This is a genomic window from Mesorhizobium sp. WSM4829 (genome assembly GCF_055811475.1).
This window is the reverse complement of record NZ_JBVVQJ010000019.1, coordinates 70,768-96,324: the sequence shown is the minus strand read 5'-3', so window position 1 is coordinate 96,324 and position 25,557 is coordinate 70,768. Positions and strand designations below refer to the sequence as shown.

Below are 25,557 nucleotides of genomic sequence, written 5' to 3'. Positions count from 1 at the left end.
ACCGAAAACCGAACAGGTGAGGCGAAAAGTCCGGAAGACGGGAGAAGCATGGGATGAGCATCGGAGCGGGCAGCGCCCGGCGTTGGCCGTCAGTCGGCATCGAGCGTTCACCCGTTGAGCGTTATGTCCTTGCAGTCCTTCTTTTTTTCCCGGTCCTGTGCGGGGTCGTTCCGATCCTGTTGTACGAGAAGGCGGCGTCCCGCGTGGCGTGGCACGATCCTGCCCTCGCCACGGTCAGCGCCATCGGGTTGGCTCTGCTTTGCTGCCTTTTTGCATTCGTGCGCTATCCCGCCGAGGCGCGGGCTGCGCGCATCATCGTGGTCGGCCTGGCGATAACGCTGGGCCTCTTCAGCTTCGGGCTTGGAGACGAACTCGGCATTGCCGACGCAACTCGCGCCGACGCATTGGGCAATGCACTCACATATGGTCGCCTGATCGCGCTTGCGGCGGCGCTTCTTTCGATCCTGCGGCCATCCTTCGCCATTTTCCCGATGGTCTATTTCGGCTTCCACAAGAATGTCACGCGGGCAGTTTCCGATGCTGCGGAACTGGGCCGCAACGACTATGCGCCGTTGATTGAGGTCGGTCTCTTCCTGGCCTGTGGCCTGTTGGGCCTTGGCCTGCTGCAGAGCTTGAGCCGGCTGAAGCCCTTCACCAGGAACCTGCCCAGCCTTGACGAACTCGGAACCAGGAATTTCGCGGCCCAGGCTGCCGGAATACTGCTGCTGGCCGGGATCGGCGCCCATTTTGGCAACTACTTCATGTCCGGGATGGCCAAGGTCACGCTTGACGGAGGGCCGTTGAGCTGGATCCTCGAGAACCCGACCAGTTCCATCATGCTGGCCGGGTACGGCTTAGGCGCGGCCCCGTTGGGCTTTTCCGAATCGCTGCTCGCCCATGCCTATGAAGCAGTCAGGGCGGTCCAGATTCCGATGAATGTCGTTATCCTTGCTGCGCAGCTTCTATGCTTTCTCGCTTTTTTGCGCCGGCGGTGGCTCATCGGACTGACCGCATTATTCGATATCATGCATATCGGGATCTTCCTTCTGAGCGGCGCCCTTTTTCTGCACTGGATCATCTTGAACAGTCTGATCGTCGCGGCTCTGACGAGAATGAAGGAAAATTCGTTTTCCACGACTGCCATCGTAGCCGGGATTGTTGTCACCATATTCGGCGACGCGGTCTTTTATAACGCGCGGCTCGGCTGGTATGATTCAAGGCAAATCCGGCAAGCACATTTCGAGGCGCTGACGAAAGAAGGTGACTGGGTGCGGGTGGCACCGAGCTTTTTCCGCGACGCTTCCTATCTGCTCTATGCCCGTCACTTCGGCTATCAGGAATATCGTCGTGAATCCGGCCACGTTCCGACCTCAGCTTGGGGCCAGATCGGGATCAGGAAGGTGCGGCCGAAGTCGTCGGACGCTGCCTCGTCCAACTATGAGGTCATGAAACTTACCAAGGAGTGCGCCTATCCAGTCGAACGGCCAATCACGCCGCCTGACTACGATGCGGCCCGCCCGGCGCCGTTTATTCTTGGACAGCACAATCGCGCCGCGAACCTGGCGAACTCGGCTGTTGCGGTCGGTTACAACTTCTATCCACACCATCATTATTCCATGCCGTTCCTGCACCGCGCTTTTGAGGCGCTGGAGCCTCGCGACATTGTTGCGTATCGATACCTGGTCGATACCGTCTGCCTCGATGTCGCGGATGGCAAGGTCGTGCGGCGGGTCATGACCCAGACATTGGGGCCCAGGATCGATGTCCGCCAGTGAATCCGGCGAGGGCGCTGCGGACGTTTCTTTGACTGAGCCTGAAAGGAGGCTGTGATGGTTGCCGCCGACCGATCTCCTCCTGCCAAATTTCAAGGGTTTGCAATTAGCCACAAGCCACCACACCTTCGTCATCCCAGGGTCTGCGCCGCGTCGCTTCGCTCCTTGCTTCGCCCTGGGATGACGAAGGGAGGGATGTTTCAGCCAATCCTAGAGGTTTGCGATTTGCCACTGAAATTGTCTGAGAGAATTGTCGACGGTCGCTCCCAATCGGCCCAACTGTCAAAATTACTGTCCAGAGGAACCAGTTTCCACGCTCGCAAATCCTTGCTCCTGACGCTGGTCCAAAATTGCCACGGAAGTCGAATTTCATTCCCTAGGCAGCCCGTCATAATGAGCCCGGCGGCGGCATTACCAGCATGTCTCGAGGAGGAGATAAAAATGCGGCTCAACAGGCCTTTGGTTTTCACGGATAAGGTTTCATCGGAGCTTTCTACCGCCGCAGGGAGGAAACGGCGTCGACGTCAGATCATCCTGATATGTGCAGCTGCGGCGGCCGGTTCCGCGATTGCAGGTTTTTCGGCACAAGGCGCCGAAAAGGCAGCCTGGATCACCACTTGGGCTGCCACACCTGCTCCGCGCTGGTCGGATGATCTTCCTGCGCCTTTCGGAGTGCCGGAGGTATTGGAGAACCAGACCGTCCGCCAGGTCGCCCGCATCAGCGTTGGCGGCAATAGCGTGCGGGTCGTGCTGTCGAATGCTTTCGGCGAAAAGCCGCTGACCATCGGTGCCGGCAGCGTCGCAATAGCAGGCAAGGGCGGCAAGGTCGATCAGGCGACCTTGAAGCCTCTGACCTGGGGCGGCAATAGTTCTGTGGTCGTTCCGCCGGGAGCTCCGATCCTCAGCGACCCCATCGCTCTCCCGGCAGCAGCGCTTTCCGAAATCTCGGTCAGCATTTTCCTGCCGAAGAAGACGGCGTTGTCGTCGGTGCATTGGGATGGCGTGCAAACCGCCTACATCTCCGGCCCGGGCAATTTCACAAACGAGGCTGCGTTCAAGGCTGACAGCACACTCAAATCGCGCCTGTTTCTGAGCGACATATGGGTTGACGCCGTGCCGGAATCCGAGGCGATCGTGTTTTTCGGGGATTCCATCACCGATGGGAATTGCTCGACCCCTGACGCCAATAATCGCTGGCCGGACCATATCGCCAAGCGATTGCAGGAGGCCAACCGCAAGGTCGCGGTGGTCAACGAAGCCTTTTCGGGCAATCGCGTGTTGACCGACGGTATGGGTATCAATGCCTTGGGACGTTTCGATTCTGATATACTGAGCCATCCCAAAGTCTCGACCGTCGTCCTTATGATGGGCATCAACGATATCGGCTGGCCCGGCGAAAATGCAATCACGCCGGACGACAAGGAACCGACGGCGCAAGACATCATCACCGGATACAAACAGCTCATCGATCGCGCGCACGCCCATGGCATACGCATTGTCGGCGCGACGTTGACCCCCTTCGCCGAAACCTTCAAAGGACTTCCCACCGAGGGTTACTACACGCCCGAGAAAGAAAACATTCGCGTCGCGGTGAACGAATGGATCCGCACCGGCGGCGGCTTCGATGGCGTGGTCGACTTCGACAAGGTGATGGAAGACCCGGCCAAGCCGGGGTATTTGCGCGACGACTACGACTGCGGCGATAACCTCCATCCCAACGACGCGGGATACAAGGCAATGGCAGACGCGGTCGATCTCGACGTCCTGTTGGGTTCAGCCAAGTAGTCGGCTGTCGCTGCTGACCTTGCCGCGCTGCTCAGGCATTGCGGCAAGGTCGGTTCGCGCATGGCTCAAGTGAGCCCGAGCCGGACAAGATGGCGTACGACCGGTGGGAACATCTCCTGGCCGATGTAAGCTCCGGTGTTCGTATTTTCGAAGAGTGGGCCGGCGACGGCCGCATCCTCGATCACCGGAATACCTGCCTCGCGTGCTTGAGCCGTCATCTCGTCAGCCGCTCGGCCCTGGCCCTTGCCGACGACCGTCGGCACCGGCGTTTCACCCCTGACGTAACGCAATGCCACTGAGCGGTCACCAGCCACGAAGACGATGACCGCGTTTTTCACGCCCAGCTTCGCCGGTTGCATCACGGCCTCACGCCGCTGTCGCTGCTGTTCATGTCGAATCAACGGATCGCCTTCGAGGTCCTTGTTTTCGCGCTTGTATTCGGTTGTCGTCATGCGCATGTCGCGCAGGAACAGCCAGCGCTGAATAGGAACATCGATCACGCCGATGACGACAAAGGCCAAGGCGGCGGCAATTCCAAGCGGTGTCAGCACCGCTTTGATAATTGGCTCCAGGCATGACGGAGCGCATCCCGGTGCATCGAAGAGCGGCTGCAGCCACGCGATCAAAAGGAATGCGAACAGGCCGGCCAGCAACACCACCTTGGCCAGGCCTTTGGTGAACTCGACGACGTTGCGCAGCGACAGGATCTTCTGAAGACCCTTCGCCGGGTTTATGTGATCGAATTGCGGCTTGAGCGGCTCAAACGAGAAGACCGGCCCGAACGTTCCCAGCATGCCGAAGACCACGGCGAGAACGACAACGATTCCGACCAGCGGCAAGGTGGCAAGCATCAGCAATGACAACGAATGGCGGATAGCCTGCAGGCTGACTTCAACGAACGAATCGCTGGGGGTGTTCACGGTCTGCACGAGTTCCGAAAGGTGCCCGAACAGCATCGGCCAGGCGAAATAAAGATAGCCAAGCGCTGCGAAAAGCGTGAAGCCGGAGGCCAGGTCGCGGCTCTGCGAAACCTGGCCTTTGCGGCGAGCGTCGCGAAGCTTCTTGTCGGACGCCGGTAGTTTCTTTTCCTCAGCTTCTTCGGCCATGTTGCAATCTTATCGCACTGTTGTGGTTCCAGTCGGCCAGGGCCGTGTGTAAGGTGCGGCGGGCTTGAATACGGAGAGGTGGATATGCGGCTGCACGTCGTGTTCTTGCCCGTCGTCGCCATGCTGGCGGTGACCGGTTGTCAGACGACCAAAACCGACACCGAGCAGGCAAAGGCACAGGGCCCGTCGTCGCAATCGGAGCGTCTGATCAAGCTTGCGGACGATATCCATGCGCAGGGAGACAGTGGCACCGCAATCGCGCTCTACCAGCGCGCGGCAGCGATGCCGGATGCCAAGCCGAGCGCCTTCGTCAAGGCGGGCGAGGCCTATATGCGAGCGGGCTATCCCGCCGAGGCGGCTAGAGCCTATCAGGCCGCGCTGGCAAAAGCGCCGAATGACGGAGGGGCAATGCTCGGGCTTGGCTCGGCGATGATGGAAACGGGCGATATCGATGCCGGCATGCGCGCGCTCGCGCAGGCCGCGCCGCTGGTCAATACCAGCAGCGCCTATATCAGGCTGGGCGTGGCGCAGACATTCGCCGGCCAGACCGCGGAGGCGCAGACCACTTTTGCTCAGGCGTTGAAACTTGCGCCGGGGGATCTCGACGTCGAGAGCAACATGGCGTTGGCCGCGGCGCTCGAAGGCAATTCCGCCACAGCACTGCCGCTGGTCCAGAAGATCTCCGCCGCACCCAATGCGCAGTTGCATCACAAGCGCAACGTCGTGGTGGTCTACGGACTTCTTGGCCAGGCCGATCAGGTCAGGGCCTCGCCGCCGATCGGCCTGGCGACCAAGGAGGTGAATACCTTGCTTGCGCGTGCCAGAACCATCCGGTCGAAGGGCAGCACACAGGCAAGGGCGAAAGCGCTCGGCTCTATCCTCGGCTAGAGCAATTCCAGGAAAAGTGTGAAACGATTTTTCCGGGAAAAGCGCATAGCGCTTTCCCTGCGGAATTGCGCCGAACCGCTCCATCTCCTTGTTTTTGCGTTTCTGTGAAAAGATGAACCGCTCTAGTGCCTCTGCACAGCGATTTTGACAGGTTGGGCCGATCGGCAGCGACCGTCGACAATTCCTCTCAGTCAATTTCAGTGGCAAATCGCAAACCTCTAGGATTGGCTGAAACATCCCTCCCTTCGTCATCCCAGGGTCTGCGCCGCGTCGCTTCGCTCCTTGCTTCGCCCTGGGATGACGAAGACGTGGTGGCTTATGGCTAATCGCAAACCCTCGAGATTGGCAGGAGGAGATCGGTCGACGGCAACCATCACAGCCTCCTTCAAGCTCAGTCAAAGAACCAAACCCTCTGTGACGCGCAACCAAGCGGATAGCTGGCGCATGTCGCGACGCGAGGCGCTTTAGTGCACCGCGGGCAAGGCCGCATCGGCTCACTCGACTGGCAGCGTTGTTTGCGGCGTCGGCGGCCCGCTGTTGGCTCCACCGATCGGCGCCTCTTCGCCATTGAGGTAGCGCCGCGCGGCATTTGCCGTCGGCGCCGCCGCCGCCGCCCCCATGCGCCGGCCCTCGACGAGGTCGCGCTGACTTTCGGCCATGCGTTGAAGATTGTAGGCGTTGGCGCAGCCGGGCGGCAGGTGGGAGCCGACGCCGCGGACGATCGTCAGATCGGTCGCAGCCGCAGAACGGTCGTCATCGGCCGGTTCGTTCAGACAAGCATTGGGAGCAAGCACGGAGCCGCCGACGCCCTTCTCGGAACCGCCGGTGTCGGTCGACACATAGCTGTAGCCGGGAGAATAGTCCTGCGGCTGTTGCCGGATGTTGGCGCAGCCGACCACAAGCAGCACTGGAACAACAGAGCACAAAGCGATGCGAAATGTCATGTCCGGTTCCCCGCTACTTGATGATCAGGCCCATCGCCGATGCGTCATTGGCGCGCTTCCTGTGGCGCTTGGCTGCCGGACGATCGAGCGGCGTGGCGAGGCTGTCGCGCACCGGCTCGACCAGGTAAGGCGTGATCAGGATCACCAGTTCCGTCTCTTCGCGCTGGAAGCGCTGTGACTGAAAAAGCGGGCCAAGCACTGGCACATCGCCGAGAACCGGAAACTTTTCCAGATTACGCGAGGTCCGCTGCTGGAAAAGGCCGGCGATCGCAAAGGTCTGGCCGCTCGCCACTTCGACCGTGGTGTCAGCCCTGCGCACAACGAAACTCGGCATGGCAAAGCCATTGGCGCTGACTGAGCCTGCTTCCGACAAGGAACTGACTTCCGGCTGAACATGGAGCGCAATGCGATCGCGGCCGATCAGCGTAGGGGTGAACCCGAGGGAAACGCCGAACGACTTGTATTGAACGGTAACGACGTCCGTTCCTTGCGGAATCGGAACCGGGATTTCGCCGCCGGCAAGAAAGCTCGCGGTCTGACCGGTCATCGCTGTCAGGTTCGGTTCGGCCAGTATCTTGACGACGCCGTTGCGTTGCAGCGCTTCGATGAGAATGTCGAAGTTGATGCCCTGCGCCTGGTCCATGCTCAAACCAAGATTGCCGGTGCCGGAGGGCACGCCATTGTCCTGGAACATGTTGAATTCAAAACCGCCGCTCCTGTACCCGACAGACCAGTCGACGCCGTACGACTGCAGCTCAGTACGCGAGACTTCGGCGAAACGGACCCGGATGTTGACCTGCTGCGACCCCTGCACGGTCATGTTGTTCAGCGGCGGCTGTTCCGGCGGCGAGAAGGTGCGGGCGATATTGTCGACATCCGTTGCCTCCTCGACGCCTCCTGCCTCGCCGGTCGCGACAATGCGGGTCCCGAAAATCGAGAGATTTGTCGCCGAGTTCGGCTGCATCGCGTCTTTCGCTTCGTTGGCAGGCGTGACATCGGGGGTGACGCGGAACTGGGCCGTTGCCTCGACCCGTTCATCGGCCGTGATTGCAATGAGGTTGGTCAGGCCGGGCTTCAGGCCGAAGACATAGACCATCCCCGGCGACACGACCTGAAGGTCGGCGATCGTGGTGTCGGCGATCAGGACGGATTCGACGGGTTCATTGAAACGCAGCAGGCGTCCTTGCCCGACCGGCAGGTCGACCGTTGGCCGGCTCGGCAATGGCGACATATCCTGTGCCGTCGCGTCGGCATATGTGAACAAAAACGCCAGCAAGACGCCAACCGTCGCGATAGCGAGCCAGCGCATCCGCCCGGCGAAAGTGGCGGATCGAACGCCTGCTGCGATATCGTGAATTGTCATGCCGTTCCCCTCTTGAGCATGGTGTTCCCCCAATTGTCCCAATTCGCCCGGCTGGCATCATGAGGCTGCCTCTTGTCCGGCTTTCGCCTCAGCCGATGGCAGCGACCGAGAGACGTTGCGTGCCATGCCCGAGCGGCCGGATATCGTGGCCAATGGCTGGACGTTGAATTCCTGTGCGAGTTCCCCGAAGGACAGGACCGGAAGTTCGATGGCATTGTGCGTGAGCAGGCTCCGCATATGACGGCGTACATCCATCGCCGCGAGGACGACCGGTGAGACATCGGTGGCGTTCTGCGACAAGGCTCGTTCGATTTCGGCGATCAATGCCTGTGCATCGTCATCCGAAAGGTTCAGGAACGTGCCGGTCGATGTGCTTTGCACCGCGTTTCGCAGGATATCCTCGGCCGAGCGCTGCAGAACATAGGCTGCGATGATGTTATTGCGGCCAGCGAAGCGGAAGCTGATCTGGCGTTTCAAGGACGTGCGGATATATTCCGTAAGCAGAACGACGTCCTGTTCGCGTTGACCCCATTCGATCAGCGCTTCGAGGATCAGGCGCAGGTTGCGGATCGGCACGTTTTCGCCGACAAGTCGCCGAAGCACCTCGGCGATTTTCTGCAGCGGCACGATCTCCTGCGCCTGTCTGACCAGATCCGCATAGTCCGGCTCCATGTCCGACAGCAGCCTGCGCGTTTCCTGAATCCCGACGAAATGGCCGGCATAGAGGCGAAGTGCATTTCCGGTCCATTTGGCCGCTGTTTGCGCCGGCGTGGAGAAGGCGAAGCCGGCTTCCTTCAACGCCGAAAGGTGGCGATCGTCGACCCACATGAATTTGCGCTGGCCGGCAATCGGAGAACCCTTTTCGTAAGTCACATCGAGCAGATCGAGATGCGTTGGGTCCGCTTCGACAAGAACGCGGCCGGCGGGGATTTCAGCATCCAGGATGGGTGCGCCCTCCAGATCGATGCGCATGCTTCTCGCTGAAAGCTTCTCGTCGACCTGCAGGCCGATAGCCGGAACGTCGACACCGAGATCGCCGAAAAGCTCGCGGCGCACGCCATCAGCGAGCGTGGCGAATTCGGGTTCCGGGACCGAGCGTCCGAGTTCGGTTCCGAAGCGCACGACGATGCGGGATGAAGAAGGCAGTGCTGCCACGGGCGTTGATGAAAGCGACGCCGGTTTTCCAGCTTGTTCGGCCACCGCGGTCTGGCCGATATCCCCAAATTCGGCTTCCCGCGCGGTGCGGCGGTTGATGGCATAGGCGCCCGCGCCGAAGCAGGCACCAAGGATCAGGAACACAAGGGGCGGAAAGCCCGGCACTACGGCAAGGCCGACCATGATTACCGCGGCGAGTGCGAGCGCACGGGGGTCGCGCAGCAGCTGGCTGGTAATTTGCTTGCCAAGATCGCTCGTGCCGTCCGAGCTGCCGACGCGCGTCACCATCGTGCCGGCGGCCACAGCGACAAGCAGTGCCGGTATCTGCGCGATCAGCCCGTCACCCACAGTGAGCAGTGAGTAGGTCACGGCGGCGTCGCCCAGCGACATATCGTGCTGCAGCGTTCCGATCGCGAAACCTCCGATCAGGTTGACCAGAATGATGACAATGCCGGCGATGACGTCGCCTTTGACGAATTTCATGGCGCCATCCATCGCGCCGAACAGCTGGCTCTCACGCTCAAGCTGCTGGCGCAGCCGGCGTGCCTCCGCCTGATCGATGTCTCCGTTGCGCAACTCCGCATCGATGCTCATCTGCTTGCCGGGCAGGGCATCGAGCGTGAAGCGCGCGGCAACTTCGGCAACGCGTTCCGCGCCCCGCGCAACCACGATGAACTGCGCAACGGTGATGATCAGAAAGATCACCAGGCCCACGGCAATACTGCCGCCGACGACGAAGCTACCGAAGGCGGAAACGATCTCGCCTGCGTCGGCCTGGAGCAGGATCAGTCGCGTGGTCGTGATCGTGATCGCCAGCCGGAACAAGGTGGCGATGAGGATGACCGATGGCAGCGACGAGAACTGGAGCGGATGAGAAACGTAAAACGAAGCCAGCAGGATAAGCACGCTGACGGCGATATTGGCTGTGATGAGAATGTCGACGAGGAAGGTCGGCAATGGAATGAGCATCATCACCACTGCAACGAGCATCAGGATGGCAATGACCAGATCGCTGCGGCGTGACAGCTTGGCAAGGAAGTGCAGAAGGCGCTCCGACACCGTCATTCGGCGGCTCGATGCGACAGGAAGCTCCGCAAGGCATTGTGCGCCTCGGCCTTGCGGCCGGCCACGAGCAACGCGCGGCTCTTCAGCAAGGCCAGCGTCGGATGGTCCATTCCCTCCAGCGTCTCCAGCCTGGCAATGGTGGCAAGCGCCTTGTCCGCTTCGCCATCGAGTATGAGCAGATGCGCCAGCGTGCGCAGAACGCCGGCATTTCCCGGCGACAGCTGCGTCGCGATAAGCAGATATGCCGCGCCCCGCTTTGCCTGCCCGTGACACCCGTAGAGATAGCCCAGGACATGCAGCAGATGCACCGTGTCATCCGGATCAGTCAGGTTTCGATTCCTTCCTGTATCCGGCCAAGCAGATCGCGATGACGCTCGATTTCATCCTCCATCAGCGTTCTGGCAAGTGTCTTGAGTGGCTCGCCTCCCTCAAGGCCGGCAACCAGATGCGTTACAAAATGCTGGAGAATGGGTACCGAGCGACGCAGGATTGCAGGCTCGGGAATATTCGGCATGACGAAGTTGATGAGCGCCTCGTCGAGCGATTCGCCCGCCGTACCCCGAGAGGACTGGAATTCCGCGGTTCCTGGCTTTTCCGTACCAGCGGCCGATGTCGTCCCCGGGGCCCGGCTTGCGGCCTTGTCGACGCCATTCATCCGCCGACGGTTGATTGCCTGACCGCGCACGCCTTCCGCCTGCCGCACCTCGCGGCCGGTTGTATCCATCCTTGCCGTATCGAATCGCGGGCCTTCAAGCCGGCGGTTCACGGATATTTCAGCGCGACCGTGGCGCCGCCCTTCGTCAGGAGAAGTTCCGTCTCGCCAATGCGCTTGACGGTCCAGCCGTCATTGGTGAATGCGCCTTCATGATAGCGTGCGCCGTCGGTGGCGATGACATAGGGCCGCTCGCCATACCAGATCGCCTGCAGCCTCAGGCGCGGAGCCTGCTCGGCGTTGCCGACCATGACATTGGAGGCGAGGGTGATGTGCGCGCCGAACGCCTGGTCGAACCAGGATTGCGTTTCGGTCCAGGCAGCATTCTTGTCATTGGCGATCATGCCCGAGACCACGAGCCGTCCAGGTGACTGCTGAACGGTCAATGTGCTGATGCCGGATTGCTCGAGGCGCAGCTTGAGTTGGCGTTCCGCGTCTGCGGCGCTGGGTGTCGGCGATGAATCGTCCAGAACACTCTGCCCGGCCTCGCCAGCGAAGGCCACTGTGATCGGTTTATCGACCTGAGCGGATGGCTTTTTGCCAATGTCCGGCTCGGCGAAGGAGAATCCATTGGCGGCGACGGAAACAGCGAAGACAGCAAAGAGAACGCTGCCCGCAACCACGAGGGGGCGATTGGAGACAGACCAGCGATTCGGTGGGCGTTCCGGGTTGACCAGCCGGATATGGGCATCGCCGACGCTTATCGACAGCGGCAGCTTGCAGCGGCGGCCTTGGCCTTCACGGATGATCTCGCCGGTGGCGAGCGTGACATCGCCGCCGACGGCTTCGATTTCAATCTGGCTGCCCTTGCGCCGCAACCTTGCGTGGACCGGCGCGATGCCGGCGTCCCTAAGGACTATTTCGGACTCCGTGGTGGAGCCGACCGTATACAGAGGCTCGACCAGGCTGAGTTGGGCGCCCGCGTGAAATCCGTGCGTTACGCTGAGCGCAACGGAATGACGCGATGCCGGGGTGCGGCCGTTAGCCCAATCTTTGCCGTTAGCCCAATCTTTGCCGTTAGCCCAATCTTTGCCGTTAGAATGAGCGGTCATGCCACTTCATCTCCCGCTGATGACAATTCAGACGCAGCCTGACAACGGCATCGAAACGTTCGTGCCGTGGACGTGCGCCGCCGGATGCTTGCGGCGGCGCATGGTTCGAGAATCCCGCCTTAGGCCTTTTCAGCCGACTGGCCGAGCGTCTTGGCGGTGCTCATCAGCATGTCATGTTGGGACTTCGCGATCTCTTTTGTGATCTCGAGGCCAAACATGCGCTCCTGATGCTTGATCATCTTGTCCAGGTTCTGTTCCGGTGACCCGGCAGAGCCGGACGTAATGGGAGGGGTAGCAGCCATCAATTGTCTCCTTGAGGGATCATTCAAGTTTCAAACTCCGGAATCACGTCGACGCCGGCAGGTTGCGAAACCAGCTTAGGGCAGCATGATCGAAATTGAAAGTCCACTTGGAATATATGAACCAGTTCGGTTCCAACTGTTGCATTGCCACCATAGGAGGAGTAACCTGCCATCGGGGGAAATGGGGTATGGCAGAATGGAACAAGGTCCTTTGGCGGAGCTGTTGGTCGAACGCTTCGAGAACATGCCGCCGCAACTTCGGGTGGCGGCGCGTTTCGTGCTGGATCATCCCAAGGATGTCGCACTGATGTCGATGCGCGAGCAGGCGCACCAGGCCGGCGTTTCGCACAGCACGATGATGCGGTTGGCGCGATGGCTTGGCCTTGAAGGCTACGAGGATATGCGCAGCCTTTATGCGCGCGCGCTGCGTGAGACAGGCGCCGGTGAGCCGGCGCGACACGGTGCCGACCAGGGTGGCGTTCCCGGATATTCGACTGCAGGGGTCGTCGCCGACACGCTCGCGGCGCAGGTTTCAAGTCTGGGTGAGTACGGCAATGCCTCGCAATTCATCGGCGCCGCCGACCTCCTTGCACGGTCACGCAATCTGTTTGGTCTCGGCTCGCGCTCCGGTTATCCGGTCGCCAGCCACTTCGTTCACATCATGTCGTTTCTGGCCGGCGGCGACCGCAAGGTGACGCTTGTCGGCGAGATGGGCGGACATGGCCTGGATGCCCTGCAGGGGGCGGGGCGCGGCGATGTGCTGCTTGCTGTCGGGATGTCGCCTTATGAACGCACGACGATCGAGGTTGCGCGCCAGTCGGCCAGGCAGGGTGTCGGCGTGGTGGCAATCACCGATAGCAGCGTGTCGCCGCTGGCCCGCATCGCGCGCGAGACCATCATCGTTACGGCAAATTCGCAGTCGTTCTTTCGCAGCATGGCGCCGGCGTTCGCCGCCGTCGAGATTCTGGCGGCGCTTACGGCTGCGCAGTCTGAAGTGAATGCTGCAGAACGAGTAAGACAGTCGGAAGAGCAACTCGCTGCTTTCGGCATCTATTGGAAGCCGCCCCGGTAAGCTTCCGGGGCTTCTACTGTCGGGCGCGGGGGCGTTGACGGCAGGCAGGCTGCCTGAACCAGGACTGGACCGGCTCCGGAGGTTGTTTGATGATCCGCCCGATTAACACCGTCAAACCGCCGCCGCCGCCCAGGGTCGATCCAAAGGCCCAAGCCGAGCAGACTACGCGGCTGCAGGCGGAAGCCACGAAATTGCAAAACGAAATCCGGCTCGCCAACAGGATGGGCGAGGTCGACGCGGCCGCGGGCGCCCGCCAGCGGCTGACGCAGGTCAATGCGGAGCTGACGACGGCGCAGCCGACTGCCCCGGCGCCGCAGCGGACTCCGCCGGCGCAGCCAGGACCGGAACTGCCTGCCGCGGTCACCATGGCCAACGGCGGCGTCACAGCCGCGCCAGCGCTTTTCGTGATGCAGGATCTCGGCGGCGGCGGCGTCGTTTCGCCGGAAGTCAAGGCGCTGGAAGTCAAGACGCCGGACGTCAAGGCGTCAGAAGTCAAGGCGCCAGAAGTTAAGGCGAACGACATCCTCAAGGCGATCGATGGCGGCAAAAGCATCGACAACATCGCCGCCGAGCAGGGCGTGGCTCCCGAGGATGTGGTGGCGGCTCTGAATGCCGGCGGCATGACGGCGGTAGCGACCGAGCATGCCAACGGCGACACCCGCACGGTGGTGATCACTGCCGGAGACCGCACGATCACCGAAAACCAGGATTATCAGCACGGCGGCTACTACACCCAAGAGACCGGCCCCGACAGGCAGGCGACGTCATCGCCGATCCGTGACGATCTCGGCCGCAAGGAAACCACCAGCGTCGACGCGCAGACCGGCGCGATCACGACCACGCTGGTGGACGATCTCGGCGACGGCGCGGTCACCGAACGCACGACCAATCCCCAGACCCGTGAAACCACAACCACCGAAACCAGCGGTGACGGCGCCGTCACCACCACCAGCAACCTGCCGAACGGCTCGACCGTGCAGACGGTGACGCCCGCCGGCGGCCCGGCATTGCCGGTAACCACGGTTACGGCTCCGGGCGGCGAAGTGACCACCCTGGCGCAATCGCAGGCGGCGGACGGCTCGGGCGTGCCGGCGATCGAGGAACAGCTTGCCGCAGGCAAAAGCATTGACGAGATCGCCGAGGCGAGCAAGCTCACGCCGGAGCAGGTGATCGCCGAAATGAACGCCGCCGGCCTCGAGGTGACGCAGGGCGGTGACCCTGGCGAGACCCTGCAGATCGTCGTCACGGATCCGAATACCGGAAGGACCGCCACCTACAACAACGACTACCACCACGGTTCGCGCTCGGCGACGATCACCGAGGGAAGCACCAAGACGACCAACATGGTCGACGGCAACGGCGTGACTACGCAGACCGAGCGCAACACCGAGACCGGCGAGGAGACCACGACCATCGTCGACCCCGGCAAAAACACCGAGACGACGATCGTCGTGGACAAGGATGGCCGACGCACCGAGACCGTCGTCGAGACGCTGAACGACAGCGAGCCGATCGACTACGACGTCAAGCCGGGCGACAATCTGAGCGACATCGCCGAGGCCAACGGCGTGACGCTGGACGATCTCGCCAAAAGCAATCCGGAACTGTTCACCACGCCGCGCGACCCCGACCTTATTCGTCCAGGCGAGACGGTGGTGATCGACGGCGCCACCAGGACCACCGTCAATGTGACGTTTAACGGCTACACGATGACCACGTCGCCGGACGGCAAGGTCACGCTGACCAACGCTGCGACCGGCGCCGTCACCGATATCGCCGCCGGCACCGCGCAACAGGCGCTGGCCGAGCTGCTGCTGGACATCAACCCGAACAGCAGTGACCCGCAGCAGGCCAAGGAAGACCGGATAGTCAAGACGGCGCTGGATGGCATGTTCGGCGGGGCGACGCCGGAGCTGACCACAGACGCGCTTGAAAAACAGCAGGCCGTGGTCGCTGCGATGGAAGCCTATGGCAAGCCGGTCCCCGCCACGCCGCAGCTCGAGGGCACGCCGATCTCGGTCGGCCCGTTCGGCGAACCGCCGTCAGCAACCGCGCCTTCAGGCGGCAATTGGGTGCCGCTGATAGTGGACGGCACCTGGCAGTGGTTCGATCCGGAGGTGGCCAAGGCGATTGCGGCCGAGAACGTCGCTGTGTCGCGCCACGGCGAGGCGCAGGCAAATTCCGTGCAAAGCCAGGCGCAGCTCGACGTCTACGCCCTGGACCCCGCCTACAAGGAGGCCATGGAAGCCGCCGAAGCGACGCTCGACGACACATTGGCGCCTTATGGACTGGAGTTGAAGCCGACCGAACCCAAGGGTACGCTGGCCGAAGCGCAGGAACGGCTGAGCCTCGCCAACAGCGCGCTCGAAGCTGCCGCCACGGCCACGGACGAGTACCAGGCGGCTGAGCAGAGCCTTCTCGACGCCATCGACAAGCAGGTCGACCTGCCGGCGATCAGCGATCCCAACCAGGATTCCGTCAGTAGCCCGGGTGGTCCCAGCGCGGAGGAAGCAAACCAGGACGCCACGGCCGAGCATGCCGGGGTCGCCGAGCGGCTTATCGATTCGGCGCTGCACACCGCCAATGGCAACAAGGCCACCGTCGACCAGCTGGTCGCCTCGACCGAGCTGGAGCTGAAGCTGACCGATGCCAAGCCCGGAACCCCCCAATACACGGCCATCGAAGAGCGGCTTGCAGGTCTGCAGACGCTCCAGGGAAGCGCGGCCAACCAGGTGACCTTGGCCGAGGCATATCAGCAGTATGGGATTGCGCAGAAAGCGGCGGCGGATCTTGCCGTGACCATGGAGCCTCTCAAGCAGCAACTGCTTGCGCAGGCGCGGGAACGAAACCCGCACCATTTCGACTGGAAAGGCTTTACCAATGGCCGCGGCGAGTTTACCGGCAAGATCCTGTCGCAGGACATTGTCGAGGAGAACGGCCAGCTCTTTGTCGTGACCGTCTATGAGAACGCCACGTTCACCGACGAGAACGGCGATGACACGAACGTCCATAAATCCGCCCTGACCTACGACCTCAACGACGACGGCATCAGGCAGGATTTCCGGGACGATCCGCTCAACAAGCAGTGGCAGGAGATGCTGGCCTCGACGGACACGTCGTCGGCGCCGGTATGCACACCCAATGCAAACGGATCGCAATCGGCGCTGGACGCGGCCAGGTCGAAGATTGTCGACGTCCAGGTCAACAATTTTGATGCCGCACTGAAAGACGCGAGGACTGCGCTCGTCGACGCGACGGCGGCGCGCGACCGGGCGATCACCGACCACGGGCCGGGGACCGTCGAGGCGCCCGCTGGCACGCTAAAGCCGGGTGAGACGGCGGTGAAGGTCACGGTGGGCGGCCGCGACATGTGGGTCGCGCCGGAGGTTGCCGCCGCCTACGAAGCGCAGGGGCCGGGCGCAATTGGCGAAAGCGGCAAGTCGGTCCAGATCGAGATGGACGGCCAGAAGCTGTGGGAGTCCCCCGAAGTCGCCGCCGCGGAAATCAATCGAGACCAGGCGGAGACCCAAAAGGACCGATTGGAGGACTGGGAAGAAAACGTGCGGCCGGCGATGGTGGCGGGGCGCGACTGGTACGCTTTCTCGGCAAGCCAACCCAAGCTTCTCGAATATGGTTCGGAGGAGCACGAGGCGAAACTCAAAAACCAGTATTTTGAAGAACGCCAGGACCAGGCGATGGCTGGCTATCGGGTGCGGTTCGAGAACCTTTATGAATCCGGACTCACCGGTGAATACAAGCCCTATGCGCCCGGCGAACTCAGCGGTACGGTTGCGCAGACCCTTGGCCTCGATCCATCGAGCGAGGGAGTCGAGAAGGTCGTCGACGAAATCGCCGACCGCGCCGGCGACGACGCCGAGGTCAAGATCGTGCCGATCTTCTCGCTTGATGGCGGGGTGGAATCATCGACTGCCCTGTTCGCGATCAAGAGCGGTGGCAACGAGGCCGGCTATGTCGACAGTGCTGGTAAATACTACAGCAGCTTCGACGAATTCCAGCACGAGAATCGCCTGTTCAGCGACAAAGGCAACCTGGTCATGGCCAAGGGCGGCGACATGTCGCTCGGCAAGGATGGCTTTTCGCTCGACGAACTCGAAGTGGCCGACGCGCGCAAGGTGGATTTCTGGGACAAGGCCAGCGACATAGGTTTAGGCCTTCTGGCGGGCGCCGCAACCATCGTCTCGTTCGTGCCGGGCGGCCAATGGGCCATTCCGATCGCCGTCGGCGCCGGTTCAATCCTTGGCGGCAAGGCTCTGATCAAAGAGGGTGATCACCTCCTGCAGGGCGGCGACTTCGACAGCCAGTCGGCCTGGAATGTCGCGACCGGCGTAACCGCATTCCTGCCCGTGGGCGCCGGCGCCCTGCGCACGTACGGCCTGGCAAAGACCGGCCTGTCCGGGCGCCAGGCTTTCGCGGGCGGCTTCGGGATGACCCACATGAAGGAGGTCAGCTGGGGCATCGGCAAATTCCAGGTGAAGGTAGACAAGGCCAAGTATGCCGATGAGGTCTCGGCGTTCATGCAAAGCGGCAGCAAGCTGCCCGCCGCAGCATGGGACCTCGATGCCGCCGCCGTGGCTACCGGTGTTCCGCTGCTCGGCAAATCGCTGCAAGATCTGGCGGCGCTGGCGCATGAGGGCGATATGAATGTGCTCGAGCTCGCCAACGCAATCGTCGGCATAGGCGTCGGCACTGTCGGCACAGGCCTGGGCGGCCGCTCGCTGTTGTACAACATGCCAGGAGCAGGCGGAACTCGCAGTGGGCCTCATACGTCGGCCAGTTTTCCTGGCGGACCGGAATCGGGGCCGCAACCGCGAGCCGTCTACGAGATGGGCAGTGACGGTGTCTACAAGCCCACCGGCGAGCAGGTCATGCCGGATCCGAACGAGATCATCATCGAGGGCGAAGTGGCCGGCGAAACGTCCGGCCAGCAGGGAGCCGGTTTCGGCGCCCGGGATGGGTTTGACAACACCGGTCCGGCTAACCGGCCAACCGGTCCGCGGGCGCTGCCGGCCGGTGAGTCCGACGGGCCGAACCCGCCGCCACCTACGGGCGGCAAGGGTGATCCATCAGGCGGCGGACAATCGTCGCGGCCGATGGTCGTGCATGAGCAAGGCGCCGACGGCGTCCATCGCCCGACCGACAAGCTGGTCTTCCACGATCCCAGCCACCCCGTTATCGAGGGGACGGTTGTCAACGCCCACGACGAAGGGCCGAGCGCCCCGGGCGAGCGCGGCGATCCCCAAAATCCCGGCGACCGGGAGGCGGCCGACAGCGGTTCGCGGCTCGTCTGGGACCCGGCAACCAAGACGTTCACCGGCACGTCGGGCCCTTCCGGAGCGAAGCCGTCGGAAGGTGGCGCCGAAGGCACCCGCCCGTTGATGCGCTACACTGTTGGCAACCGCCATACCGGCGAGATGCTCGTCGATTTCAACCTGCCGGAAGGGCAGCGTGTTGTCGCCATACCCGAACCCAAGGCGATCACGGCCGCGCCGGAGTCGGTGCCGGCTGCTGTCGAGCTCGACCCTTCCTTGCCGGTGCTTTATCTCGGCGCCGATGGCCGCTGGACAGCCGATCCGAACGCCCGCACCGAGCTACCGGCCGTGACGGACACCGGTCACCCCAGCCCGGTTCGCCCCGACGGCACGCCGGTCATCAACAATCGCTCGTCAAACCCCTACAGCTTCGGCCAGACGATCGCTGCAGTCAAAGCCGGCCTGCGGCGCATCGGCACGCGTTACGCGAATACCGAACCCCGCTATGACTATCCGAAGCTCGGCGAACTGGTCGACAGCATCTATCACCGGCCGGTTGCGCAGGACGGCGTCACCGCCGGACAGGACATCTATGTCGAGGCCGGCGGCAAATACCGGCCGGCCAAAGTCGTCGTCGCCGGCCCGCAGGCGAGCATGACCCGCGACATCGTCCCCGAAATCGTCCCATTGGGCGAGCATGCCACGGAGGCTGGCTATTTGGGTTCCGGCAAGACCGTCGAGCGCGCCAAGCGCGGTTCGATAACCACGCCGAACGGCCAGCTCAGGGTCAACACCCCGGCAAGGGAAGTCCATACGTTCAAACCTGCCGACAATCCGGAAGTCAGCCGTCGCTCGGCGCTCGGCGAAACCCTGGCCACGACCTTGCCGGCGCTTCCCGACGATGCGGCGACGCCCGCGCCGACATGGACGCCCGAGCAGCTGGAGCTCGTCGGCGACTACCTCAATTCCCTCGAACGTTCCAGCGATCCTGTCGTCCGCGATGCGGTGACCATGACCAGGGTGCAGCTCGGCGGCAGGAGCCTGCCTCAGTCCGGCACGGAGATGACGCCGGCTCAGCATCATGCGCTTGGCGAAATGCTCAACGTCGACCAGCACAGCCCGTTCACCGGCTCCAAGCCGGCCGGCCAGCTTTCGAAGAACGGCCTGACAACCCTCCAGGTGTTCAGCGCACAGGGCAAGCTGCCGCATCTGTCGCCGGGAGAAGTGATCGACCAACTCGGCCTGTCGTCCGACGCCAGGCTGACCGGCGGCGAGCAGTTCCTTACCGCCGGGGCGCTGCCGCGAGAAGCCGGCTGGACCGATGCCGGCCGTGGCGTCGTCGGCGATTACCTCAAGGCGGCGTCACGCTCCACCGATCCGAACCTTGCCGCCGCGGCAAATGCCGCCTCGCCGTTTTTCAAGGGGCGCGCCACCAAGTCCGGCAAGGCGGTGACCGCCGCGCAGCAGGATGCGCTCATGCAGGTCCTGCAGGCCGACAGTGGCAGCACTTGGGTCTACGGTCCGAAGCTCCAGCCGGAGACTTCGTTCAAACTCGCCGGCAACCTTTCGCCGGAAGGCCGCTACAATAAGAAGGTTCTGTCCGGCCACGACACCTGGACGCCATATCTTTGGCGAGAGATGCGCGGCTACGCCGCCAACCAGCAGAAATCCGCGGACCCCGCGGTGCAGTCGCTCGCGAGCGCACTGGAGAACGCGCTGCCCGCAAGCAAGCCCAAGGCCGGGACCGAGATCAACAGCGAGGTGCCCGTCCTGCTGGAACGGTTGCTGGATGCCGACAAGGCGAGTTCTTGGCGCGCCCCGACATTCTTCAGCGATGCGCAAGGGGTCTGGCGGTCCGACCGCGCCACTGTTTCCTGGTTCCTGCAGGAACACGAAGCCAATGTCGTGGGTGGCCCCTTGCTGAACGACGTGGCGACCAACGGCGCCCTCCTGGCTGCCGGGGCGATCCTCGGCCCCGACGGCCGCACGATCAGTCTCGGCGGATCGATGCTCGGCGTCGGCCTCAAAGTGCCGCTGCCCAGCCGGCAGGTCTATGGCGAGCTCAGCCTGAAGAACAATGGCCCGGACGGCACCGGCTTCCTGCTCCCGGTCCACCCCAACGACGCGAACGGCCAGAAACTTTTCGTCAATGGATACCGGCCGAATTTCGCTTATGACGAGGCGGCGGCTCCCTCCGCCCAGTGGGTCGCATCGGCGCCGATGCTGTCGAAGAACACGTTCCAGAGCGAAAAAGCCACTGGCTTTTCACTATCCATCGCTGGCTTCTCTGTGAGCGGGGCCTACGTCAATCGCACGCTGCGCTATCTCGGCGGCGAAGGCGGACGGCCGGGATATACCCGGAGGGAGCCTGGCCCGCTCAGCCAGAGGGCAGCCTCTTTCTGGGAGGAGGCCGCGAGAGGTGGCGCCAGCCACTATAGCTCCGAAGGCAAGGTGCCTGGTTTCGAGGATCGTCTGCTCTTCCGCAACTACAACCTCATTGCGCCCTTGGGAGGCGGCAAGGAACCCTGGCGCGGCAGCCCCGCCTTCGAGGGCGTTCCGCGCGAGACGGGCGCCGGGCCGCTCAACCGCCTGGACCGCGCGGACCACGGCGCCGGTGTCGCCCTGAACTATGGGCCATTGCCGCTAACAACAGTGGAACTCGGCTCGGTGAGGAAGGATGTTGTCCCGCATGCCCGTACCGCCCGCGCGCATCCCGGATCCTCCGAAGGCGCGCAAAAGGTTTTCTCGGCGCTGGAGACTTCGGGGGGGCAACTGACGCCGGACGTTCTGCAGCATCTCGACGCCTATCTCGCCGAGGTTGCGGCATCGCCGCACGGCGATTTAAAGTTCGCTGGTCAGCGCGTGTTGGATGTGTTCCCGGAACTGGGCGCGGCGCCATATCCGGACCAACTCGCCGGCGGACCGCCAGACGGCATGAGCCGGCCAGCATGGAAAGCGTTGCGGCAACAGCTGGACCAGCAGGCCCGCAGCGAACTGACGCCCACGCAGGCGCATTACCTCAACCGGCTGCTCGAGCAGGACGTGAAGCACAATTCGCCGCCCCCGGACAGCGCGCCGGCCCCGGCGGGCGACGGCCCGATTGTGCCCAGGAGTCCGGCGCCGCGACGGGAACAGGGCCCGGCGGCTGAAGGGTCGTGGGGACCGTCTACGGCAAAACCGCTGACACAAGCTGAAATTGCGGCCAACCGCCAGGAAGCATCGAGCATGCTGGACGATATGATCCAGCAGGATCTTGGCATGCCCGAGATGACCGCGATGAGGGCCGATCTTGCCGATCAGGTCAGCCGGTCGCCCGAGATGATGGAACTCTTGCGAAATGCCCACGCGAAAGGCGTGCGCATCGTCAATCCGGCGCGGCGCGATCTGCGGATTTTCGATCCGAGCCTGGAACAGGATCTGACTGCAACCGGATCAGGGTTGGACCGATCGCTCGACGTGATTTCCGTGGATGCCGATATGTTCCGCACGCCGGCCGCGGACAATGACGCGGTCGTCGCCGGATTCGTCGATGCGCTCAGCCATGAACTGTCGCATGTGACCGACGCCCCGATCGACGTGCTGCCCCAGGATTTCGCGAACCGCCAAGCCCATCGGGACGCAACCGTAGACGCTCGCTTGAAGTCGGAGGGCGAAGCGGCGCTGGTTCAATACATCGTAGCCGATGAGCTTGCTGCCAACGGCGGCAAGCCGAATCTCGCGCTGCGAGCCGACCAGGCGCAGGCCGATATCTATGACCGCTTCACCGCCGGCGAGATCGACCGCACCCAGGCTGTCCACGAGATGGCGGCGCTCTACCGGAGTATGGAGCCGAGCATTGCGGACGGCGGCACCTACGCAGACTACTACGGACATTTCGCGGACGCGGCATATCAGGCAGCGAATGTCGCGCCGGGCCACGAAGGCGATGTTGCATCCAACGCATCGCACGTCGTGGGTGAACCGCGCGCTGCCGCACCGGCAAACAAGGGCCAACCCGCTCCGAACAATGGACCGCTCACCCGAGATGGCGTCAGAGCGACCCCGCTTGACCAGGTGCCAGATCTCGTCATGGGCGATTTCCAGCCGACCCAGATTCCATGGCTCAAGCGCGAGCAGGTGGCCGAGCTGACGGAACAGCAGTTCCGCGACATGGATCAGGCCGGCTTGCTGCCCTATCTGACCAAAAGCCAATTGCGCGGTATCCCGAAGGCAAAGATAGGCCAGGTCAATATTGCTGGCCTCGACGGGAAACAGATTCCTTGGCTGACCGAGGGCCACATCCGGAATGTGACGGACCAGCAGTTCCGGGATTTCGGCAAGACCGGTTTGACGCCTCACCTGACGAAACCACAGTTGCAGGCGATAAAAGGAGACATGGTCGAGCTGGTCAACATGTCGAAGTTGGAAGCGCGTCAGGGTCCATGGTTCAAGCCCAGCCAGGTCGCGAAGTTCACGTCACAGCAATTCAAGGATCTGGGCGAGGCCGGGTTGCTGAAGACCCTCACCGAGCGCCAGGTTCCGGCGATCTCCGAAACCGTAATCGATTCCGTGGACGTGGCCAAGCTCGATCCCAAGCAGGTGCCGTGGCTGACCGAGAAGCAGATTCCGGTGCTGACCCGCGATCAATGGGGTGCCTTCACGATCCACCACACCGAAGCCCTGACCCAGCCGCAGATCGAAGCGGTGACACCAAAACAGTACGGGGAAATGAGCCCCGGCCAGTTCCGCAAGTTCACGCTTGAGCAGTTCGAGTGGATGAGCGTGGACCAGGCCAATGCGCTCTCGGTGCTGCAGCTGACGACATTTCGGGCGACCCACAAAAACTCGATGACGCCGGATCAGCGGACGCTTGTGGAAGGCGCGCTGGTTTATTCGCGGACCAATGAATATCAGGCTGCGCTGGACACCTTCGGCACCATGGCGGGCACGTCCTACATGCTGTGGAGCTCGCTGCCGCCAACCTGGACCGCCACCGCCGGAGCGGTGGCATTTGGCGTGCGAGGCGTCGTTTTCGGTGCGCAGGCGCTCTTCCCCAACACAACCGCAAGTCACAAGCCGTTTGGGCGGTTCCTCAACGCTCTCGGCGGAGCCACATTCATTGCCGCAGCGCCAGGCGCCGCGACCGGGATGATCCAAGGTAAGGATCTTGTCGTCAACAGCACGTTCACGGTCGGCAACATCGTCTATGGCACGAAGTCGATGCTGCAGACGTTCACCGGCAGGCCGGTGATCCGAAACCTGGCCGAATATCTGGCTGGACCCGGCTATGTGCTTGGCTGCGCCTTCTATACGGTGCAGTCCTGGCCGGCGCCGATCGCCACAGTCGCCGGCACCATGTTCACGTTCGGCTGCGCGGAATTCTATGCGTCGGCCAGAAGGACGGACCGGATGAATAGCCGTTCAGTGCCGCGAACCGATGCCGATATCGCGGCGGCGGAAAAGTCCGACAAAAAATGGGCTGCATGGGATCGGTGGACTCTGGGCATCACCTTCGGCGTTGGAATGCTTCTCTTCTCGCTGGACGCCCTGCTCGCGGAGCCTTGGGAGGCCGCGAAGCCGACCCCTCCAACCGATCCAAAAAAGCCGGATGGCGATGCCTCGTCCCAGCAACCCGATGATCCTTCGGATGTGCCAGACGCGCCGCAGATCCCACCGGAAGATTTCCCACAACTTGTCGTGCTGGCCGATGACGGCCTGAACTTGCGGACCCAGCCTGACGAGGAGTCGACCGTGGTGACGGTTCTGCAACCCGGGACATTCGTCGAGCAGACCGCGAAGCCTTCAACCGATCAGTCAGGCGAGGCCTGGATACCGGTCGAAGGTTTCGGGCCGGACGGCGAAATGCATAGCGGCTGGGTTTCCGGCGACCATGTCGAGGCGCATGCCGACGGCAGCAGCAATGCTGCGGGCCGCACCAATCCAACGCTGGAGCAAGACGGCTACCAGTGGGTCGAGGTCAAGAACGGCGACAGCATTCGCCTGATCGCCAGGACCCATTCCGCTGATGTGGCCGAGACGGTGGTGCTCAACATGGATCATATACTGAGCCCGGATGTGATCTTCTCGGGCGACCGCATCTACCTGCCGGCCACCTTGGTCGGCTGAGAAACCGCGGGCCTGAGCTTGTCGGTTCTCGCAGCGTAGGCATGCGCGACGCAGCCGGCCAGCTTTGCCGCCCGCTCCGCAATCGGATTGGAGGGTTCGGAAGAGTAGGAGGCGGTAAACTGCAGGTCTGACGGGTGCCATTCGCATTCGACGATGCGCAGTTTTCCGCTTGCGAGATAGTCCTGGACGACGCCCTCGGGCAGCGAGGCTATGCCGATCCCGTTGAGTGTCATCGTGATGGAAGCGGCCAGCGAATTGGCCGGAAAGATGCGCGGCGTCTCTTCGAATTCGCCGGTGAGCTTGCGGTAGAGTTCGCTGTAGGGTCGCGTGGTGCGGGCGTAGCTGATGATCGGAAACTGCATCAGGTCGTTCAGCGTCACCTTGCGCCGGTTGGGCAATTCCAATTGCGGCGAGCAGACCCAGACAAGCGGGAAGGACGGCATCTCGATATTCTCGATGCTGTACTCCAGGACAGGGCCCATCAGCACAGCAAGATCGAGCCGGTGTGACATGAGTTCGTTGCGAAGGGTCGTCGTCGCATCGACGACGATGTCGGTATCGACAAGCGGAAAGTTTGCCTTCAGTGCCGTGAGGAAATCCGGCAGCCAGGTGTGCACGATCGTTTCGGCGACCCCAAGCCTCAGCACCCTGGTCGTCTCTGAAGTCTCTGACAGAGAACTGGCCATCAGTTGCAGCCGCTCGGCGACGCGCAGGACCCGTTGGGCAGGCGGCAGCAGCCGTTGTCCCTCGGCGGTCAGCCGGACCGTGCTGCTCTGCCGCTCGAACAGCTTGGCGCCAAGCGCTTCCTCCAGCCCGGCAATTCGGGTGGACACCGCCGGCTGTGTGGTATTCAGGCGTTCAGCCGCCCTGCGAAAGCTTCCGAAGGTCGCCACCAGGAGAAAGGTTTCGAGCTGCTTGATGTTGAAAGGTATCACGACTGGGAATCACTCATTTGCGGCTTTCGGG

The 25,557-nt window shown here is 62.7% G+C and carries 15 protein-coding genes; 5 read left to right on the top strand and 10 right to left on the bottom strand.

Annotated elements, in window-relative coordinates:
- Positions 1 to 107 precede the first annotated feature (107 nt).
- On the bottom strand, positions 108 to 746 hold the full coding sequence (locus AC0L17_RS19205; protein ID WP_473516989.1) for a hypothetical protein: 639 nt from the start codon (positions 744 to 746) through the stop codon (positions 108 to 110).
- A 54-nt stretch (positions 747 to 800) separates the two neighbouring features.
- Between AC0L17_RS19205 and AC0L17_RS19200 the strand changes: the two genes are divergently transcribed.
- On the top strand, positions 801 to 1,775 hold the full coding sequence (locus tag AC0L17_RS19200) for a hypothetical protein (protein ID WP_473516988.1): 975 nt from the start codon (positions 801 to 803) through the stop codon (positions 1,773 to 1,775).
- Between the two features lie 390 nt (positions 1,776 to 2,165).
- Positions 2,166 to 3,557, top strand: a complete 1,392-nt coding sequence (locus tag AC0L17_RS19195) for an SGNH/GDSL hydrolase family protein (protein ID WP_473516987.1) — start codon at positions 2,166 to 2,168, stop codon at positions 3,555 to 3,557.
- Positions 3,558 to 3,622: 65 nt separating this feature from the next.
- Here AC0L17_RS19195 and AC0L17_RS19190 read toward each other — a convergent pair whose 3' ends face one another.
- Entirely contained in the window at positions 3,623 to 4,663 is a 1,041-nt protein-coding gene (locus AC0L17_RS19190; RefSeq protein WP_473516986.1) for an EscU/YscU/HrcU family type III secretion system export apparatus switch protein, read from the bottom strand.
- Between the two features lie 84 nt (positions 4,664 to 4,747).
- Here AC0L17_RS19190 and AC0L17_RS19185 point away from each other — a divergent pair, with 84 nt between their 5' ends.
- Positions 4,748 to 5,551, top strand: coding sequence for a tetratricopeptide repeat protein (locus AC0L17_RS19185; protein ID WP_091590139.1), 804 nt, complete (start codon positions 4,748 to 4,750; stop codon positions 5,549 to 5,551).
- A 494-nt stretch (positions 5,552 to 6,045) separates the two neighbouring features.
- Here the strand turns inward: AC0L17_RS19185 and AC0L17_RS19180 are convergent, their stop codons facing one another.
- The 7 genes from AC0L17_RS19180 to AC0L17_RS19150 form a co-directional block, all read right to left on the bottom strand.
- Entirely contained in the window at positions 6,046 to 6,495 is a 450-nt protein-coding gene (locus tag AC0L17_RS19180; protein WP_091590140.1) for a hypothetical protein, read from the bottom strand.
- A 13-nt stretch (positions 6,496 to 6,508) separates the two neighbouring features.
- Complete coding sequence (locus AC0L17_RS19175) at positions 6,509 to 7,858, bottom strand: type II and III secretion system protein family protein (RefSeq protein ID WP_473516985.1); 1,350 nt, start codon at positions 7,856 to 7,858, stop codon at positions 6,509 to 6,511.
- Between the two features lie 57 nt (positions 7,859 to 7,915).
- Entirely contained in the window at positions 7,916 to 10,078 is a 2,163-nt protein-coding gene (gene sctV / locus AC0L17_RS19170; RefSeq protein WP_473516984.1) for a type III secretion system export apparatus subunit SctV, read from the bottom strand.
- The gene (locus AC0L17_RS19165; protein WP_473516983.1) at positions 10,075 to 10,386 is read right to left on the bottom strand and encodes a tetratricopeptide repeat protein; all 312 of its coding nucleotides are present in this window, start codon (positions 10,384 to 10,386) and stop codon (positions 10,075 to 10,077) included. The genes sctV and AC0L17_RS19165 overlap by 4 nt, the downstream gene beginning before the upstream one ends.
- Before the next feature lie 17 nt (positions 10,387 to 10,403).
- A complete protein-coding gene (locus AC0L17_RS19160; protein WP_473516982.1) occupies positions 10,404 to 10,844 on the bottom strand; it encodes a hypothetical protein in 441 nt (146 codons plus the stop codon).
- Entirely contained in the window at positions 10,841 to 11,842 is a 1,002-nt protein-coding gene (locus AC0L17_RS19155) for a SctD/MshK family protein (RefSeq protein ID WP_473516981.1), read from the bottom strand. The genes AC0L17_RS19160 and AC0L17_RS19155 overlap by 4 nt, the downstream gene beginning before the upstream one ends.
- Positions 11,843 to 11,961: 119 nt before the next feature.
- The gene (locus AC0L17_RS19150; protein ID WP_135901656.1) at positions 11,962 to 12,144 is read right to left on the bottom strand and encodes a hypothetical protein; all 183 of its coding nucleotides are present in this window, start codon (positions 12,142 to 12,144) and stop codon (positions 11,962 to 11,964) included.
- Positions 12,145 to 12,355: 211 nt separating this feature from the next.
- On the opposite strand from AC0L17_RS19150, the gene AC0L17_RS19145 reads away from it, so the two are divergent.
- Complete coding sequence (locus AC0L17_RS19145; protein WP_473516980.1) at positions 12,356 to 13,216, top strand: MurR/RpiR family transcriptional regulator; 861 nt, start codon at positions 12,356 to 12,358, stop codon at positions 13,214 to 13,216.
- An 89-nt stretch (positions 13,217 to 13,305) separates the two neighbouring features.
- A complete protein-coding gene (locus tag AC0L17_RS19140; protein ID WP_473516979.1) occupies positions 13,306 to 24,591 on the top strand; it encodes a LysM peptidoglycan-binding domain-containing protein in 11,286 nt (3,761 codons plus the stop codon).
- On the opposite strand, the gene AC0L17_RS19135 is transcribed toward AC0L17_RS19140, so the two are convergent.
- Complete coding sequence (locus AC0L17_RS19135) at positions 24,564 to 25,526, bottom strand: LysR family transcriptional regulator (protein WP_091590151.1); 963 nt, start codon at positions 25,524 to 25,526, stop codon at positions 24,564 to 24,566. The genes AC0L17_RS19140 and AC0L17_RS19135 overlap by 28 nt on opposite strands.
- Positions 25,527 to 25,557 lie beyond the last annotated feature (31 nt).